Origin of the sequence: Micromonospora sp. NPDC093243 (assembly GCF_044753725.1) — a bacterium.
GTDB lineage: Bacteria > Actinomycetota > Actinomycetes > Mycobacteriales > Micromonosporaceae > Micromonospora.
On sequence record NZ_JBIVNT010000002.1, the window covers coordinates 1 to 14,382 of the forward strand.

The 14,382-nt window shown below is 73.8% G+C and carries 13 protein-coding genes; 5 read left to right on the forward strand and 8 right to left on the reverse strand.

All coding sequences use genetic code 11. The features are described 5' to 3' along the window. Positions 1-331 precede the first annotated feature (331 nt). Both ACIP9D_RS04725 and ACIP9D_RS04730 read right to left on the reverse strand, forming a co-directional pair. Positions 332-1,009 (reverse strand): A24 family peptidase, encoded by a 678-nt coding sequence (locus ACIP9D_RS04725; RefSeq protein ID WP_350868759.1) that lies wholly within the window; start codon positions 1,007-1,009, stop codon positions 332-334. Positions 1,010-1,020: 11 nt separating this feature from the next. Beyond that, a complete protein-coding gene (locus ACIP9D_RS04730; protein WP_350868757.1) occupies positions 1,021-2,037 on the reverse strand; it encodes an EamA family transporter in 1,017 nt (338 codons plus the stop codon). Positions 2,038-2,391: 354 nt separating this feature from the next. Between ACIP9D_RS04730 and ACIP9D_RS04735 the strand changes: the two genes are divergently transcribed. The 3 genes from ACIP9D_RS04735 to ACIP9D_RS04745 all read left to right on the forward strand — a co-directional run bounded on the left by ACIP9D_RS04735 (position 2,392) and on the right by ACIP9D_RS04745 (position 5,069). Continuing rightward, positions 2,392-2,880, forward strand: a complete 489-nt coding sequence (locus tag ACIP9D_RS04735; RefSeq protein WP_350868833.1) for a hypothetical protein — start codon at positions 2,392-2,394, stop codon at positions 2,878-2,880. A 409-nt stretch (positions 2,881-3,289) separates the two neighbouring features. Then, positions 3,290-3,694 (forward strand): hypothetical protein, encoded by a 405-nt coding sequence (locus tag ACIP9D_RS04740; protein ID WP_350868832.1) that lies wholly within the window; start codon positions 3,290-3,292, stop codon positions 3,692-3,694. A gap of 133 nt (positions 3,695-3,827) precedes the next feature. Next, entirely contained in the window at positions 3,828-5,069 is a 1,242-nt protein-coding gene (locus ACIP9D_RS04745) for an ATP-binding protein (RefSeq protein WP_350868755.1), read from the forward strand. 57 nt (positions 5,070-5,126) lie between these two features. Here the strand turns inward: ACIP9D_RS04745 and ACIP9D_RS04750 are convergent, their stop codons facing one another. Then, a complete protein-coding gene (locus tag ACIP9D_RS04750) occupies positions 5,127-5,672 on the reverse strand; it encodes an N-acetyltransferase (RefSeq protein WP_350868753.1) in 546 nt (181 codons plus the stop codon). A gap of 134 nt (positions 5,673-5,806) precedes the next feature. Here ACIP9D_RS04750 and ACIP9D_RS04755 point away from each other — a divergent pair, with 134 nt between their 5' ends. Both ACIP9D_RS04755 and ACIP9D_RS04760 read left to right on the forward strand, forming a co-directional pair. Next, positions 5,807-6,352 (forward strand): DoxX family protein, encoded by a 546-nt coding sequence (locus ACIP9D_RS04755; protein WP_350868752.1) that lies wholly within the window; start codon positions 5,807-5,809, stop codon positions 6,350-6,352. A gap of 218 nt (positions 6,353-6,570) precedes the next feature. Continuing rightward, positions 6,571-8,046, forward strand: a complete 1,476-nt coding sequence (locus tag ACIP9D_RS04760) for a glycosyltransferase 87 family protein (RefSeq protein ID WP_350868750.1) — start codon at positions 6,571-6,573, stop codon at positions 8,044-8,046. Positions 8,047-8,077: 31 nt separating this feature from the next. Here the strand turns inward: ACIP9D_RS04760 and ACIP9D_RS04765 are convergent, their stop codons facing one another. The 5 genes from ACIP9D_RS04765 to ACIP9D_RS04785 all read right to left on the reverse strand — a co-directional run bounded on the left by ACIP9D_RS04765 (position 8,078) and on the right by ACIP9D_RS04785 (position 14,169). Continuing rightward, positions 8,078-8,506, reverse strand: a complete 429-nt coding sequence (locus ACIP9D_RS04765; protein WP_350868748.1) for a molybdenum cofactor biosynthesis protein MoaE — start codon at positions 8,504-8,506, stop codon at positions 8,078-8,080. Then, a complete protein-coding gene (locus ACIP9D_RS04770) occupies positions 8,503-9,762 on the reverse strand; it encodes a molybdopterin molybdotransferase MoeA (RefSeq protein ID WP_350868746.1) in 1,260 nt (419 codons plus the stop codon). Before ACIP9D_RS04770 ends, ACIP9D_RS04765 begins: the two co-directional genes overlap by 4 nt. 50 nt (positions 9,763-9,812) lie before the next feature. Then, positions 9,813-10,283 carry a MogA/MoaB family molybdenum cofactor biosynthesis protein gene (locus ACIP9D_RS04775; protein WP_350868745.1) on the reverse strand — a complete coding sequence of 157 codons (471 nt, stop codon included), beginning with the start codon at positions 10,281-10,283 and terminating at the stop codon, positions 9,813-9,815. Then, positions 10,280-10,771 carry a cyclic pyranopterin monophosphate synthase MoaC gene (gene moaC / locus ACIP9D_RS04780; protein ID WP_350868743.1) on the reverse strand — a complete coding sequence of 164 codons (492 nt, stop codon included), beginning with the start codon at positions 10,769-10,771 and terminating at the stop codon, positions 10,280-10,282. Before moaC ends, ACIP9D_RS04775 begins: the two co-directional genes overlap by 4 nt. Positions 10,772-11,067: 296 nt before the next feature. Continuing rightward, on the reverse strand, positions 11,068-14,169 hold the full coding sequence (locus ACIP9D_RS04785; RefSeq protein WP_400449345.1) for an AfsR/SARP family transcriptional regulator: 3,102 nt from the start codon (positions 14,167-14,169) through the stop codon (positions 11,068-11,070). Between the last annotated feature and the right edge of the window lie 213 nt (positions 14,170-14,382).

The window sequence follows — 14,382 nt, forward strand, 5'->3', positions numbered from 1 at the left end:
GATCAAACGCTGCCTCAAGCGCTACATCGCCCGAGAGCTCTACCGACGCCTCGAAACCCCACCACAACCACTTGACGCGGCATAGGAGCGTCCGGCTCAGGCCCACGGCCGGGCGGCCGACACGGCTCGCCGGGCCGGGGAGCGGCCGTGCCGGGCCGGGAAGCTGCCCGAGCCGGGCCGGGTCGGCCATCTGGTTGTCAGCGGTATACCTCAGAGTCATATTGATGCCTCTCCGGTATATCGCTCCCCGGCAGGGGCGGCGGTGAGTGTCGGCCCGGAGCGCACGGCCGTGCCGGTGGCACCTCGCCGGCGCGCACCAGGGCGGAAGGTGTCAGGCGAGAAGAGCGGCCAGCCAGGCGCCGGCGAGGATCGCCGGGCCGAACGGCAGGGCGGTGTCCCGCCGGACGCGGCGGGTGGTGAGCAGCGCGAGCACCACGAGTCCGTTGAGCACGTGCGGCAGGACCAGCCCCCAACCGAGGGTCGGCCAGCCCAGCCAACCGAGCGGCAGGCCGAGCGCGGCGGCGAGCTTCACGTCGCCGGCGCCGAGCCGGGAGCCGGGCAGCAGCGCCAGCGCCAGGTGAACGGCGAGTGAGACGGCGGCACCGGCCACGGCCAGCGCCAGCCGGGCCGGGGTGCCCCCGACGAGTGCGGCCACGAGCAGTGCAAGCGCGGCGGCGACCGTGGCCGTGGCCACCAGCGGGTCGGGGAGCCGCAGGCAGGCCAGATCCACCACGGCCAACACCAGCCCGACCGCCGCGACCAGCAGGAACGCCGGCAGGGCCGGGTCGGCGCCCCGAGCTGCGGCGAGCCCGCCGAAGACCGCCGCCCCGGCCACGCCCGGGATGATCCGGCCGCCGCTGGAGCGCATGGTGCGGGCGATCCGGCCGTCGCCGACGGTCGCGGTGGCGTCCGGTGAGGCGGCGGGCAGGAAGCGGCGAGCGACGGTCGGCGTAGCGAGGCCGGCGAGGACGCCGAGGAGCGTCGCTCCGGTCACCAGTCCCGTCGACACGGGCCGGGATGCTACCGGCGGGACGCGGCCGGCTCCGCCCCGTCGCGTGCCCGGCGGGGTCGCTCGGTGCTCACCACCAGGGCCACGCCGGCCACGATCACCGCACCGCCGAGCAGCACCTGCGTGGTGATCGGCTCGGCCACCAGCACCGCGCCGAGCGCCACCGCCACCACCGGGTTGACGTAGGCGTACGTCGCGACGAGCGAGATCGGCGCGTGGTGCAGCAGCCAGACGTACGCGGTGAAGGCGACCAGCGAGCCGGCGACCATCAGGTAACCGAGCGCGAGCCAGGAGCGGGTGCTCACCTGGCTCGGGTCGAAGCCGCGCAGCTCCCCCCGGCCCAAGGCGAGCACGGCGAGCACCACCGCCCCGGCGATCATCTCGTAGACGGTGGCGACGAACGGGTCGGCGGGCATCCGGATCCGCCCGGAGAGGAACGACCCGACCGACCAGGAGACGGCCCCCGCCACCACGGTGAGCGCCCCGGCCAGCGGCACACTGTCCGCCCCACCGGTCGGCAGGACCAGCAGGACCAGGCCGAGGAAGCCGAGGGTGACGCCGGCGAAGGTCCAGAACCGGGGTCGGTCCCCGGTGGCCGAGCGGAGCAGCACCACCAGCAGCGGCACGGTGGCGACCAGCAGCGCGGCGATCCCGGAGGGCAGCGCCGTACCGGGCGGACCGGATTCGGCGAGCACCACCAGCCCGTTGCCGCCGGCGAGCAGCAGCACCCCCACCAGCGCCGCGGAGCCGAGCTGCCGCCGGTCGACGCGGAGCGCGCCCGGCCCCCGGCGGATCCGGAGCACGAGCGCCAGCACCACGGCGGCGGCGGCGAATCGGGCCGCCGCCGAGGCGAGCGGCGGCAACGTCTCGACCGCGATCCGGATGCCGAGATAGGTGGAGCCCCAGAGCAGGTAGACCACGATCAGGGCGGTCCAGATCAGGCCCGGGGCGGTTGCGGCGGCGGCGATCACGGCGGGCCGTCCGGAAGGATCGGCGGGCCGGGTCGCACTTGGTGGAGTCGAGCTCATCGCTGGTCCACGCTACGGTGACCTCGGCGTCGGCGTCCCGCCTTGGTGGCCGGCCTCTCACCACTCCCGCAGGAGGCGTGCATGGCGAACTACGGATCTGCGGGCGGCGGCTCCCCGGAACCGTGGCAGGGGCGACCGGCTGAGCAGCCGTACGGGCCGCCGGCCGGGCAGCCCGGATGGGGTGAACCGAGGCCACGCCACGACGAGGACTCCCGCTACGACGACGGCTCCCGCTACGGCAACGGGTACCAGTACGACGCCGATCCTCGCTACACCCCCGAGCCCCGCTACGCGGCCGAGCCACATCCAGCACCCTCGCCGGGCTACGACACCTCCGCCTATCCTGGCGGGCCGGTGACGTACGGCGGTGATCCGGCGCCGCCGCCCCCGCGCCGCGGTCGCGGGCCGTTGATCGCGGTGCTGGCGGTCGTCACGCTGCTCGTGCTGGCCGGCGGTGCGGCGCTCTTCGTCCTCCTCGGCCAGGACGAGCCGGCACCGGTGGCGGGGCCGACCCAGCCTGCGACGGCCGAGGGGCCGGACGCGGACGTCGCCGACCCGACGGACGTGCCGAGCGCGCCCGCACCGGAGTCGTCGGCCGACCCGCGGTTCGTCAAGGTCGGGCAGTGCGTCCGTAACGAGGGTACGGCCGGTGGGAAGCCGAAGCTGCTGATCAGCGACTGCGCCCCGAAGTCGTACGAGGTACTGCGCCGCATCGAGGGTGTGACCAGTGGGGAGAAGGACGCCGAGGCGAAGTGCGCCAAGGTGTCCGGCTACACCAACTGGTACTTCTTCGACAGCGAGCTGGACACCCTCGACTTCGTCCTCTGCCTGAAGCAGCGCTGACCCACGCACCCCTGGGGATGAGATGAGCACCTACGGACCACCCGGTTCCGGCCAGCCGGACGACATCGAGCCACCCACCCAACCCCAGTGGGGTCCGCCGCCGGCCCAGGGCGCCGAGCCACCCACCCAGCCGCAATGGGCCCCGCCGCCGGCCCAGGGCGCCGAGCCGCCGACGGCACCGATGTGGGGCCCGCCGCCCACCTCCGGCTCCGGCTATCCGCCGCCGGGCGCGGCCGGGTCACCGCCACCCGGGCCCTTTCCGCCGGCCGGCCCGGCACCCGCTCCGGCCGCCGGCCAGTGGGGCGCGCCGCCGCCCGGGCCCGCTGGCTACGGGATGCCACCCGCGCCGGGCGGCTACGGAATGCCGCCGGCCGCCCCGCCGGCGAAGGGACGCGGCGGCCGGATCGCGCTGATCGTCATCCTGGCGGTGCTGCTCCTGCTCTGCCCCTGCCTCGCGCTGAGCGGTTGGGCCGTGTGGCGGGTGGCGAACGACGATTCGACGAGTTCGGCGCCGGCGCCGTCACTGGGTGCCCCCACCGAACCGTCCACCGGGCCGTCGTCGGCCGGGCCGAGCCCGAGCGAGGACGACGAGGAGTTCGCCACCGGCGACTGCGTGGTCAACGACGGCACGGACAACGAGGCCGAGCTGCGCAAGGTGCCGTGCGGCCCGAACACGTACCAGGTGCTGCTGCGGATTCCGGCGACGACCGACGGCGACCGGTGCGAGACGCTGGCACCGCAGGCCACCGCGAACTACGTCCACGACAACACGATCGACGTGCTGGACTACGTGCTCTGCCTCAAGGAGCGGTAGTCGTAGGCAAAACTAGGGCTGTCTAGCGTGGAGGCTAGACAGCCCTAGTTTTATGTCGACGGTCCCGACACGCCGGTAGCCCCATCTATCCATGTCTAGCCCGGCAGCTAGACGGCCCGATACTCTGCGATGCGTGGATCCGGTCCGCAACCCGTACGCCCCGGGCGCCGGCCAGCGCCCGCCCGAACTCGCCGGGCGGGGGCGGGAGCTGGACGTCTTCGACGTCGTACTGGAACGCATCGCCCGAGGGCGGCCGGAGCGGAGCCTGATGCTCACCGGTCTGCGCGGCGTCGGCAAGACCGTGCTGCTCAACACCCTTCGCTCACAGGCGATCAGCCGGCTCTGGGGCACCGGCAAGATCGAAGCTCGGCCGGACCAGTCGCTGCGCCGTCCGGTGGCCGCCGCGCTGCACATGGCCGTGCGGGAACTCGCCCCCCGACACCGCGCGCCGGACCGGATCGACGCGTTTCTCGGCGTACTCAAGGCGTTCGCGCTACGCGCCACGCCCGCCGGCCGGGCCGGGGCCGCGACCAAGCTACGCGACCGCTGGCAGCCCGGCATCGACGTGCCCGCCAGCAGCGGCCGGGCCGACTCCGGGGACATCGAGATCGACCTGGTCGAGCTGCTGAGCGACGCGGCGGCGGTCGCCAGCGACGTGGGCACCGGCATCGCCATCTTCATCGACGAGATGCAGGATCTCGGCCCCGAGGACGTCTCGGCGCTCTGCGCCGCCTGCCACGAACTCTCCCAGCTCGGCGCACCGCTGATCGTGGTCGGCGCCGGCCTGCCCCATCTGCCGGCCGTGCTCAGCGCGGCGAAGTCCTACTCGGAACGGCTCTTCCGCTACCAGCGCATCGACCGGCTCGACCGGATCGCCGCCGACCAGGCGTTCTGCGCGCCGGCGGAGCGCGAGGAGGTGGAGTACGAGCAGAAGGCGCTCGACCTGCTCTACGAGAAGTCCGGCGGCTACCCCTACTTCGTCCAGGCGTACGGGAAGGCCACCTGGGACCACGCCCCGCGCTCCCCGATCACCGCCGCGGACGTCCGGGTCGCCGCCCCCGAGGCCGAGGCGGAGCTGGCCGTCGGCTTCTTCGGCTCACGGTTCGAACGCGCCACGCCGGCCGAGCGCGAGTACATGCGGGCGATGGCCACCCTGTCGCTGGTGGAGGCCGAGACGGGCGCCCCGGTCCGGGACGACATGGACGCGGCGGTGCCGACCGCGGAGATAGCCCGGTCCCTCGGCCGCAAGCCGGCCAGCCTCTCCCCGGCCCGGGACGCTCTGATCAAGAAGGGCCTGATCTACTCCGGCGAGCGGGGTACCGTCGCGTTCACCGTGCCGCACTTCGGCCGGTACCTGCGCACCCAGCCGGCCTGACCGCGACCCGGCCGCGCCCACCCGGCCCACGCCCCGAGCGCGATCGGGCGGAGCGGCTCAGACCTTGGACCAGGGCGGCGGAAAGACCACCTCACCCTGTGGCGGCGGGCCGGCGTCGCTGGTCGACGGGGGCAGCACCAGGCACTGCCAGGGCTCGCCCAGCCCCGACCACGGGCTGGTCAGCCCCATCCGGTCGGCCCGCTCGAAGCCGAACCGCCGGTAGTAGCCCGGGTCGCCGAGCACCACGACCAGTCGCTCGCCCAGCTCGGTGGCGGCGTCCAACGCGGCCTGCACCACGGCGGTGCCGTGCCCGACCCGTTGTCGGTGCGGAGCCACCGCCAGTGGCCCGAGGGCCAGCGCCGGCTCCGAGCCCCGCTCGGACTTAACCCGCACCCGGGTGAGCAGCGCGTAGCCGACGACCTCGCCGCCGTACTCGGCGACCATGGCGAGCTCCGGAATCCAGACGTCGCTGCCCCGCAGCTCGTCGACGAGGCCCACCTCGGGCGGGGTGGCCACGTCGGGGCGCGCGAACGCGGCGGCGAGCACCCGCCGGACCGGGCCGGCGTCGGCCGGGTCCTCGGGTCGCAGCCGCAACGTCGTCACCCGCGCGACGTTACCCGCCGGAGGCGGTCCATCCGCGACGGTCGCTCGATTCGGCGTGGCGCAGCGTGCACCGTCGCCGATCCGGATCGGCGGTTGCAGGGGTGGCCGGGGTCGCGAGGGGGTATGACTGAGCCATGAAACCCGTACGCTCTCTCGCCCGCGCCATGTTGAGCGGCATCTTCGTGGTCAGCGGGTACCGCAACTTCACCAGCCCCGGCCGGCTGGTGCCGTCGGCCGAGCCGCTGACCGACCGGGTGGCTCCGCTGATCCAGCGGGTCAACCCCCGCCTCCCCACCGACACCGCGACCCTGATCCGGGCCAACGCGGCGGTGCAGGTCGGCGCCGGGCTGATGTTCGCCACCGGGCGGCTCACCCGGCCGGCGGCGCTGGTGCTGGCCGGCACGCTGGTGCCGGTGACCCTCGCCGGGCATCCCTTCTGGAAGAACGACGACCCCCTCGCGCGGACCAACAACCAGATCCACTTCCTGAAGAACGTCGGCCTCCTCGGCGGGCTGCTGCTGGCCGCCGCCGACACCGAGGGCAAGCCGGGGCTGCGCTGGCGGACCGGCCACCGCATCGGCCACTCTCGACGTTCGGTGGGTCGGGCCGTCCGCACCGCCCGGCGGGAGGCCCGGATCGCCGTCCGGTCCGCCGCCACAGCTCGGCGAATCCCTGGTTGACCTGCATCTATACCTCCCCTCAATGCGCCGCACCCCTCCCAACACCGCGAATCACCTGAACCACCCGGTAGGCGTTAACGCGGTGGAAATGTCAAAAACATGTGTGGGATCGGACACGGTCGCATAACGCGGGAGGCACTAACGTGAGGCGCCGTTCTAGGCTCCGTGCAGGACCTGGACGGGTAGGACGACGACCTTGGTATGGGGGTGGCCACGCCGTGCCGACGACCGTCGGGAGACGGGCGGACCGCCTCGCCCTCGTTCAGCGGGTCACGAGTGGGATCGATCGCACTGTCACGACCGCGTTGGTCGGAGGGCGGCTCGGGACACTGGTACGGGCCGGCATCGTGGCCTTCGTCGCCTACGCCGCGTGGCTCGCCATCGGCGTCTTCGGCCGGCCGTACAACTTCTTCGACATGAAGATCTATCACGGCGCGATCGTGTGGTGGGCCAGCGGCCACGAGCTCTACGAGTTCATCGCTCCGGACACCACCCTCGGGTTCACCTACCCGCCGTTCGCCGGCCTGGTCATGCTGCCGATGGCGCATCTGCCGGTGCAGGCGGCCGGTCTGGTCAACGCGCTGGCCAGTCTCACCGCGCTGGCGGTCGTGCTGGCCGGGCTGCTCCGCCCGATCGTCGACCGGCTCGCCTGGCCGCTGTGGTTCTCGGTCGCCATCGCGGTGCCGCTCGCCGCGGCCATCGAGCCGGTCCGCGAGACGCTCGGCTACGGCCAGGTCAACCTGCTGCTCTTCGCGCTGATCATCGCCGACATGATCGGTCTCCGCTGGCGCTCCCGCCGCGGCACCCACGCGGCGGCCGAGGACGGCCCGCTGCTGCGGTTCATCTACAGCGGCGCCTGGGCGGGCGCCGGCATCGGGCTGGCCACCGCGGTCAAGCTCACCCCCGCGCTCTTCATCGCCTACCTGATGATCACCCGGCAGTGGCGGGCCGCGTTCACCGCGATCGGCACCACGATCGGGGTCACCGTCGGCACGTTCGCGGTCGTCGGCAACGAGTCGCGCGCCTACTTCGGCAGCGTGCTCTGGCAGACCGAGCGGGTCGGCGCGGCCGACATGACCCCGAACCAGTCGCTGGCCGGGCTGCTGGCCCGGCTCTACGACTCGATCGAGACGCCCGGTCTGCTCTGGTTGGCGTTCTCCGTGCTGATCCTGGCGCTGGGCCTTTCCCGGGCCGCCAACTCACACGCGGACGGCGACGAACTGACCGCGTTCACCCTGGTCGGGCTGACCGCCAACGTGATCAGCCCGATCTCCTGGACGCACCACCTGGTGTGGGTGATCCCGGCGATCATCGTGCTGGCCGACGCCGCGGTACGCCGTCGCGAGGCGAGCCGAGGCCCGGCGCACCGGGCCGCCCAGCTGTCCGGGAACGGCGGCCTGCCGGGGGTGAGCGGGCTGCGCCCGCCGATCTGGTACCCGACGTTGACCGGGCTGCGGCACGGCGTCGCCGCGATCGGGCTCTACCTGCTCTTCCTGATCTCCCCGATCTGGCCGTACGAGCACCAGCTGCCCGAGGTCTCGCACTACCAGGACGGTCTCTTCGGCGCGCTGATGGAGAACTCGCTGGCGGTGGCGCTGATCGTGCTGGTCGCCGGGCTGCCCTGGCGGCCGGGGGCGGAGCCGGTGTTCTACAGCGACCGGATGGGCCGGGTCTCGGTCAACGCCCGCCGCTGAGCGCCGGGCCGCGACCCGGCGCCCGCACCGGTCACGGGCAGTTGACCCACTCCTCGGTGCCGTCGGCGAAGACCTGACGCTTCCAGATCGGCAGTCGCGCCTTCACCTCGTCGACCAGTCGCGCGCAGGCCGCGAACGCGGCGGCCCGGTGTGCCGTGCTGACCGCCGCGACCAGGGCCACGTCGCCGATGGCGAGCGGACCGACCCGGTGCGACACGGCGACCGCGTACACGTCGGGGTCCGCGGCGATCTCGGCCGCCACCTCGCGCAGGATCTGCTGGGCGCTCGGATGACCCTCGTACTCCAGGCTGGTCACGGCCCGGCCGTCGTCGTGGTCGCGGACCACGCCCTGGAAGGAGACCACCGCCCCGGCCCGGGCGTCGGCGACCGCCGCCTCGTGCGCGGCCAGGTCGAGCGGCCGGTCGGTGACCTCACCGAAGGCGAGCGCCGGCGCGGTCACGACGTCCGCTCCCCGGGCAGCAGCGGCAGCGGCACCACCGGCACCGGCGAGCCCGGCTCGCCGCTGGTGCCCGGGCGGATCACCGCGAAGCCGTCCGCACCGGCGAGCCCACGCAGCATCGCCGAGCCGACGTGCCGCACCGGGTGGGCGGTACCGGCCGCACGGTCCAGCCGGACCAGGGCGAGATGGGTGAAGTCACCTCGACCGGGCACCGGCTCGGCCAGGGTGACCTGCGGCAGCACCGGCATCGACCGGCCCTGCAGGCCGGCGAGCAGCGGTGCGACCAGCGAGACCAGCGCGACGATCGCGGACTGCGGGTTGCCCGGTAGCCCGGCCACGAAGCGGACCCGCCCGTCGGCGTCGGTCAGCTGGGCCAGCAGCATCGGGAACCCCGGCCGGACCGCGACCGTGTTGACCACGTAGTCGGCGCCGAGCTCGGCCAGCGCCGGGTGCAGGTGGTCGACCGGGCCGTGCATCGTGCCGCCCGTGGTGCAGACCAGGTCGGCGCTGCCCAGGGCCGCGCGCAGCGCCGCGACGTGCGCGGGAAGGGTGTCCGCCACCGGGCCGATGACGTCGTCGGCGGTCAGCTCGCAGCCGTAGCGGCGCAGCCAGGCCGGCACCGCCGGGCCGAGCGCGTCGCGGACCCGGCCGGCGCCGGGCAGGCCCGCCGTCAGCAGCTCGTCGCCGAAGACCAGCAGCGCGGCACGCGGAGCGGGACGCACCGGCAGGGTGTCGTAGCCGCACGAGGCGGCCAGCCCGATCACCGCCGGGTCGACCGGCGCTCCGGCCGGCAGCAACTCCTCGCCGGCGTACGCCTCCTCGCCGGGCTCGCGCCACTCCGGCGTGACCCGCGGCGTGCCGGCGACCCGGCCGTCCGGCGTCCGCTCGGACTCCTCGATCCGCAGCACCGCCGTGGTGCCCGGGGGCACCATCGCGCCGGTGGCGATCTCGACGGTGGTGCCGTCCTGGGTCAGCGGCGGAGGGCTGCCGCCGGCGAGCACCCGGCCGACGACCTGCCAGGGCCCGGCGCCGCGCACCGCCCAGCCGTCCACGCTGGAGGTGGGGAAGGCGGGCAGGTCGGTACGGGTGGTCAGCGGCTCGGCGAGGGTCTGCCCGTCGGTCTCGACGAGCGGTCGGGCGACCACCGGAAGCGCGGCGGCCAGACCGGCAGCGTGGACCCGGGCACGCGCCTGATCCCAGCCGACCGGCGGCGGCGCGGCGGCGCGGTCGGCGGCCGGTGCGGTTTCGGTTCTCACCCGCCGAGCCTATCGGGGCAGCGGACGCGGTGCCGGCGCAGTGACCCCGCTCAGTGGTCGCCGCCGCGCAGCTGGTCGACGGCGTGGACGAGGATCGGGCCGAGCACGGCGAGCCCGTCGCGCGCGCCGCCGGTGGAGCCGGGCAGGTTGACCACCAGCATCCGGCCGGCCACGCCGGCCAGACCCCGGGAGAGCGCCGAGGTGGGCACCCGGTCGCGGCTGTGGGCGCGGATCGCCTCGGCGATGCCGGGGATCTCGTAGTCGAGCAGCGCCCGGGTCACGTCCGGTGTCCGGTCGGACGGAGTGATGCCGGTACCACCGCTGGTGAGCACCACGTCGACCCCGTCGGCCAGCGCGGCCCGCAACGCGGCGCCGACCGGCTCACCGTCGGGCACCACGACCGGCTCGTCGACCTGGCAGCCGAGCTCACGCAGGCCGGCGACGAGCAGCGGGCCGCTGGTGTCGGCGTAGACGCCGGCGGCGGCCCGGTTGGAGGCCACCACCACCCGCGCCCGGATCACGGCCGGTCCTTCGGGCGGATCCACTCGCCGGTCTTGCCGCCCTCCTTGCGCAGCACCCGCACCGCCTCGACCGAGGCCGCCGGGTCGACCGCCTTGACCATGTCGACCAGGGCGAGGCCGGCGACCGCGACCGCGGTCAGGGCCTCCATCTCCACCCCCGTCCGGTCGGCCGTCCGCGTGGTGGCGGTGATCTCGACCGTGTCGGCGGTGAGTCGCAGGTCGACGGTGACCGCGTGCAGCGCGATCGGGTGGCAGAGCGGGATCAGGTCGGGCGTGCGCTTGGCACCCATGATGCCGGCGAGCCGGCCGACGGCCAGCGCGTCGCCCTTCGGCAGGCCGTCGCGGCGGAGCAGGTCGACCACCTCGGGCGTGGTCCGGAGCCGGCCGGCGGCGACCGCCGACCGCCCGGTCACCGCCTTGGCGGAGACGTCGACCATGCGGGCCGCGCCGGCCGCGTCGACGTGGCTGAGCTGCGCGGGTTCGGTCACGGCCGCGAGCCTATCCTCCGGGTACGACCGGAACCTGCTCCCCTGGCCCATGCGACCGACTGGCGGTGGGGAGGAGCGACGCCCGGCACTCCGCGCGCCGCGGTGCTGTCGGCGCGACCGCACGGCCTGACGCCGCCGCTCCCCACCTACCCGCCGCCAAGTCGCTGGGGGGGACCCGAGCAGCGGGCGATTCGGCGACCCGGTCCTGACCGCAGGCCAGAACCTCCCCCGTTGGCCGACACCGCGACGACGCTAGCGAGGCCGGCGATAAGAAATCGATAAGCGCGGCGGCCACCTCACCGCGACCGCTGTCGTTCGACGGCCGGGGGCTCGGCCAGCCGACGCTCCACCTCGACGCGTTCCGGCACGCCCATCCGGCGGAAGATGGCCAACGCCCGCTCCCAGTGCCGGCGCGCCTCGACCGGCTCGGTACGCGCGAAGTGCTCGGCCAGCCCGGCCAACGCCCGGCCCTGCTCGTACGGATGCCCGATCCGGGTCGCGAGGCGCAGCGCGGCGGCGTACATCTCGGCGGACTCGTCCACCCGTCCGGCCACCGCGAGGGTCCGGCCGAGTTCGTTCAGCGCCGCCGCCTCCACATGGCGCTCGCCCGAGTCGGCCGCCAGCGTCCTGGCCAGCTCGTGCTCGCGCTGGGCCTCGACCAGCCGACCGAGGGCGCGGAACGCGGCGCCGAGGTCGTTGCGTACCTCTGCTTCCGCGTAGCGGTGACCGGTCCGGTCGCGCAGCGCGAGCGAGGCCCGTAACAGCCGGATCGCCTGCCGATGCTGGCCGAGGCGCACCTTGACCCCGCCGATGTGGCTCAGCGCGTTGAGGATGTGGAATTCGCTGTGGCTGATCCGCGCCCAGTAGAGGTGGAGCCGGTGGACCCGCAGGGCGTCCTGGTAGCGACCGGATGCTGCCAGGGCCAGCCCGACGTTGGGCAGGCCGACGGAGATGTCGTGTCCGTCGCGGCCCCGTGGATCCCGAAGGCTCTCCAGTCCGACCGCCACCGCCTGTCGCAGGTCACCCCGGAGCCAGTAGACGACCACCAGGTTGGCCCGGTACCGGAACAGGCCACGGCTGTCCCCCTCCTGCTCGGCGAGGGCGGCGGCTCGGGACAGGTGATCCAGCGCCGGCCGGTAGTTGCCCGTCCGGACGTACGCGGAGGCCAGGTAGTTGTTCATCGAGGCGATGCCGTGCGCGTCACCTTCCGCCTCGGCCGCGGCCAACCCGCGCCGGTGTGTCAGCAGGATGTCGTCGAAGTACGCGCGGATGTAGCAGAACCGCCAGAGGCACCGGGCCAACCGCCAGGCGTAGCCGTGCAGGCCCGCCTCCTGGGCGCCGGCGACGAGGGCGACCAGTTCGGCCCGCTCCCGCGCCAACCAGTCGACCGACGGTGGGCCGGCGGTTTCCAGCAGTTCGGGACGGCGCGGTGGCGGCGGCGCCACCTGGTCCCGGATGAAGTCGGGCTCGAGCAACTCGGCCACCCGCAGCGACGCGTTGAGGGCGAAGTCGAGCAGCTCGGCCAGGGCCGATTGACGGGTCTCTGCGGAGTCGTCGCGCGCGGACAGCTCCGACGAGTACTGCCGGAGCAGGTCGTGCATGCGGTAGCGGCCGGTCTCCACCTCTTCGATCAGGTAGCCGTCGACGAGCTCGTCGAGCGCGCGGCTCGCGGTGTCGATCGGGAGTCCGGCGAGCGCCACCGCCATGACGAAGTCGATCTTGTTGCCCGGATGCAGGCTCAGCATTCGGAACATCCGTCTGGCGGGCTCGCTCAGCGGCTCGTACGACGTGGCGAAGACACCGGCCAGCGTGCGCTCCTCCTCGGAGAACTGGCCGAGCGCGTGGGAACCGTCAGCCAGGAGTTCGGCGAGATGGGCGACGCGCCAGCTGCGCCGCCGGGCCAGCCGGGAGCCGGCCAGCCGGATCGCCAACGGCAGGTACCCGCACCGGCGTACGACCGCGGCGGCCGCCTCCGGTTCGGCCCGCACCCGGTCGGCGCCGGCCGCGCGGGCGAGCAGCGCGAGCCCTTCCTCGATGGTCATTCCGGGTAGCGACTCCGGCGGCCCCACGTCCAGGCCGGTGAGCCGCCGGCGTGAGGTGACGATGAGCACCGTTCCCGTGAGCACCGGCAGCAGCGGTCGCACCTGCTCGCCGCTGGCGGCGTTGTCGAGGACGACGACGCAGCGGCGTCCGGCCAGTTCGCGTCGCCACGCCTCGACCCGGCACGCCAGCTCCGCCGGGATCTGCTGTCCCGGTACGCCCAGTTGACGCAGCAGGGTGGCCAGTGCGCCGGTCGGCTCGACCGGCTCCTCACCGCCGTGGCCACGCAGGTCGATGAAGAGTTGCGCGTCGGGATAGCGGGCGGCCAGCCGGTGCGCCACGTGTACGGCGAGAGCCGTCTTACCGCTGCCGGCCATCCCGTCGATGACGTGCACCGCGGAGGTCAGCTCCTCCACCCGCCGGGTCTCGGCCAACAACCGCTCGGTGGTCTCGCCGCGTCCGACGAAGTCGGTCACCGGCCGGGGCAGCCAGTTGACAGCACCGGACCGTTCCGCGGACGCCGTGGGTGCCGCTGGCCGGTGCCCACCCGGGCGGGTCAGCCCGGCCCTCGTCCGGGGGATCACCGTCTGCTGCCCGGCGGCGGCCGGCTGCCGCTCGTCCGCGTCGTCCACGGCCCGCCGGAAGCGCTGGAGCTCGGCGCCCGGCTCGATGCCGAGCTGCCCACGCAGCGCGTCGCGCGCGCTGCGGTACGCGGCGACCGCTTCGGCCCGGTCGCCTCGCTGGTACAACGCCCGCATCAGCAGCAGGTGGGCGGACTCCCGGAGCGGGTGCAGGCCGAGCAGCTCGCGAAGCAGCGGGATGGCTTGTTCGCCCCGGCCCGACCGCGTCCAGACGTCGGCCAGGAGCTCGACGGCCAACAGCCGCATCTCCTCGGCGGCCACGGTGCGCGCGGTCAGCACCGGTCCGAGCGGAACGCCGGCGAGCATCGGCCCTCGCCACCGGCCCACGGCCCGCTCGAGCAGCTCCGCGGTCGGGTCCAGCGCGCCGTCGTCGAGCCCGACCCGGGCCTGTCGGTACTCGGCCTCGAAACGGTTGACGTCAATCTGTTCCAGCCCGACCTGCAGCCGATAACCGCTGGCGTGTCGCACCAGGACTTCCGCGCCGGGTGCCAGTGCCTCGAAGTTCCGCCGCAGATTGGCGGCGTAGGTACGCACGTTCGCAACGGCGGATCGTGGCGGTTCGGCGGGCCAGAGTTCATCCACCAGATCCTCGACGGTCACGAGCTGACCAGGCTGTGCCACGAGCAACGCGAGAACGGTCTGTTGTTTCGGCGTACCCGGGTGCAGGCTGCCCGCCGAAAGTTGCACCGTAAGGCCACCCAGAACGCGAATCTCCACCGGTCCCTCTACTTTGGCCGTAATTGGGTATTCACATGATCACGCCTGGAAGCATAGGACCGGAGGTCACCGAAGTGGCGGCACATTCCGGCACCCGGACCGTCACCCTGCGCGACTGTGGCCCGCCGCTGCGGCGCCATCCGATCCGATCGCGCAACGCATCCGAAGTGCGGATGAAGGATCCGGCGCCCTTGGCCACACTGGACTGGCAAC

Excerpts from the sequence above, each read along its gene's own strand:
- ACIP9D_RS04730 (WP_350868757.1), bottom strand. The coding sequence starts at position 2,037 with ATGAGCTCGACTCCACCAAGTGCGACCCGGCCCGCCGATCCTTCCGGA.
- ACIP9D_RS04755 (WP_350868752.1), top strand. The coding sequence starts at position 5,807 with ATGAAACCCGTACGCTCTCTCGCCCGCGCCATGTTGAGCGGCATCTTC.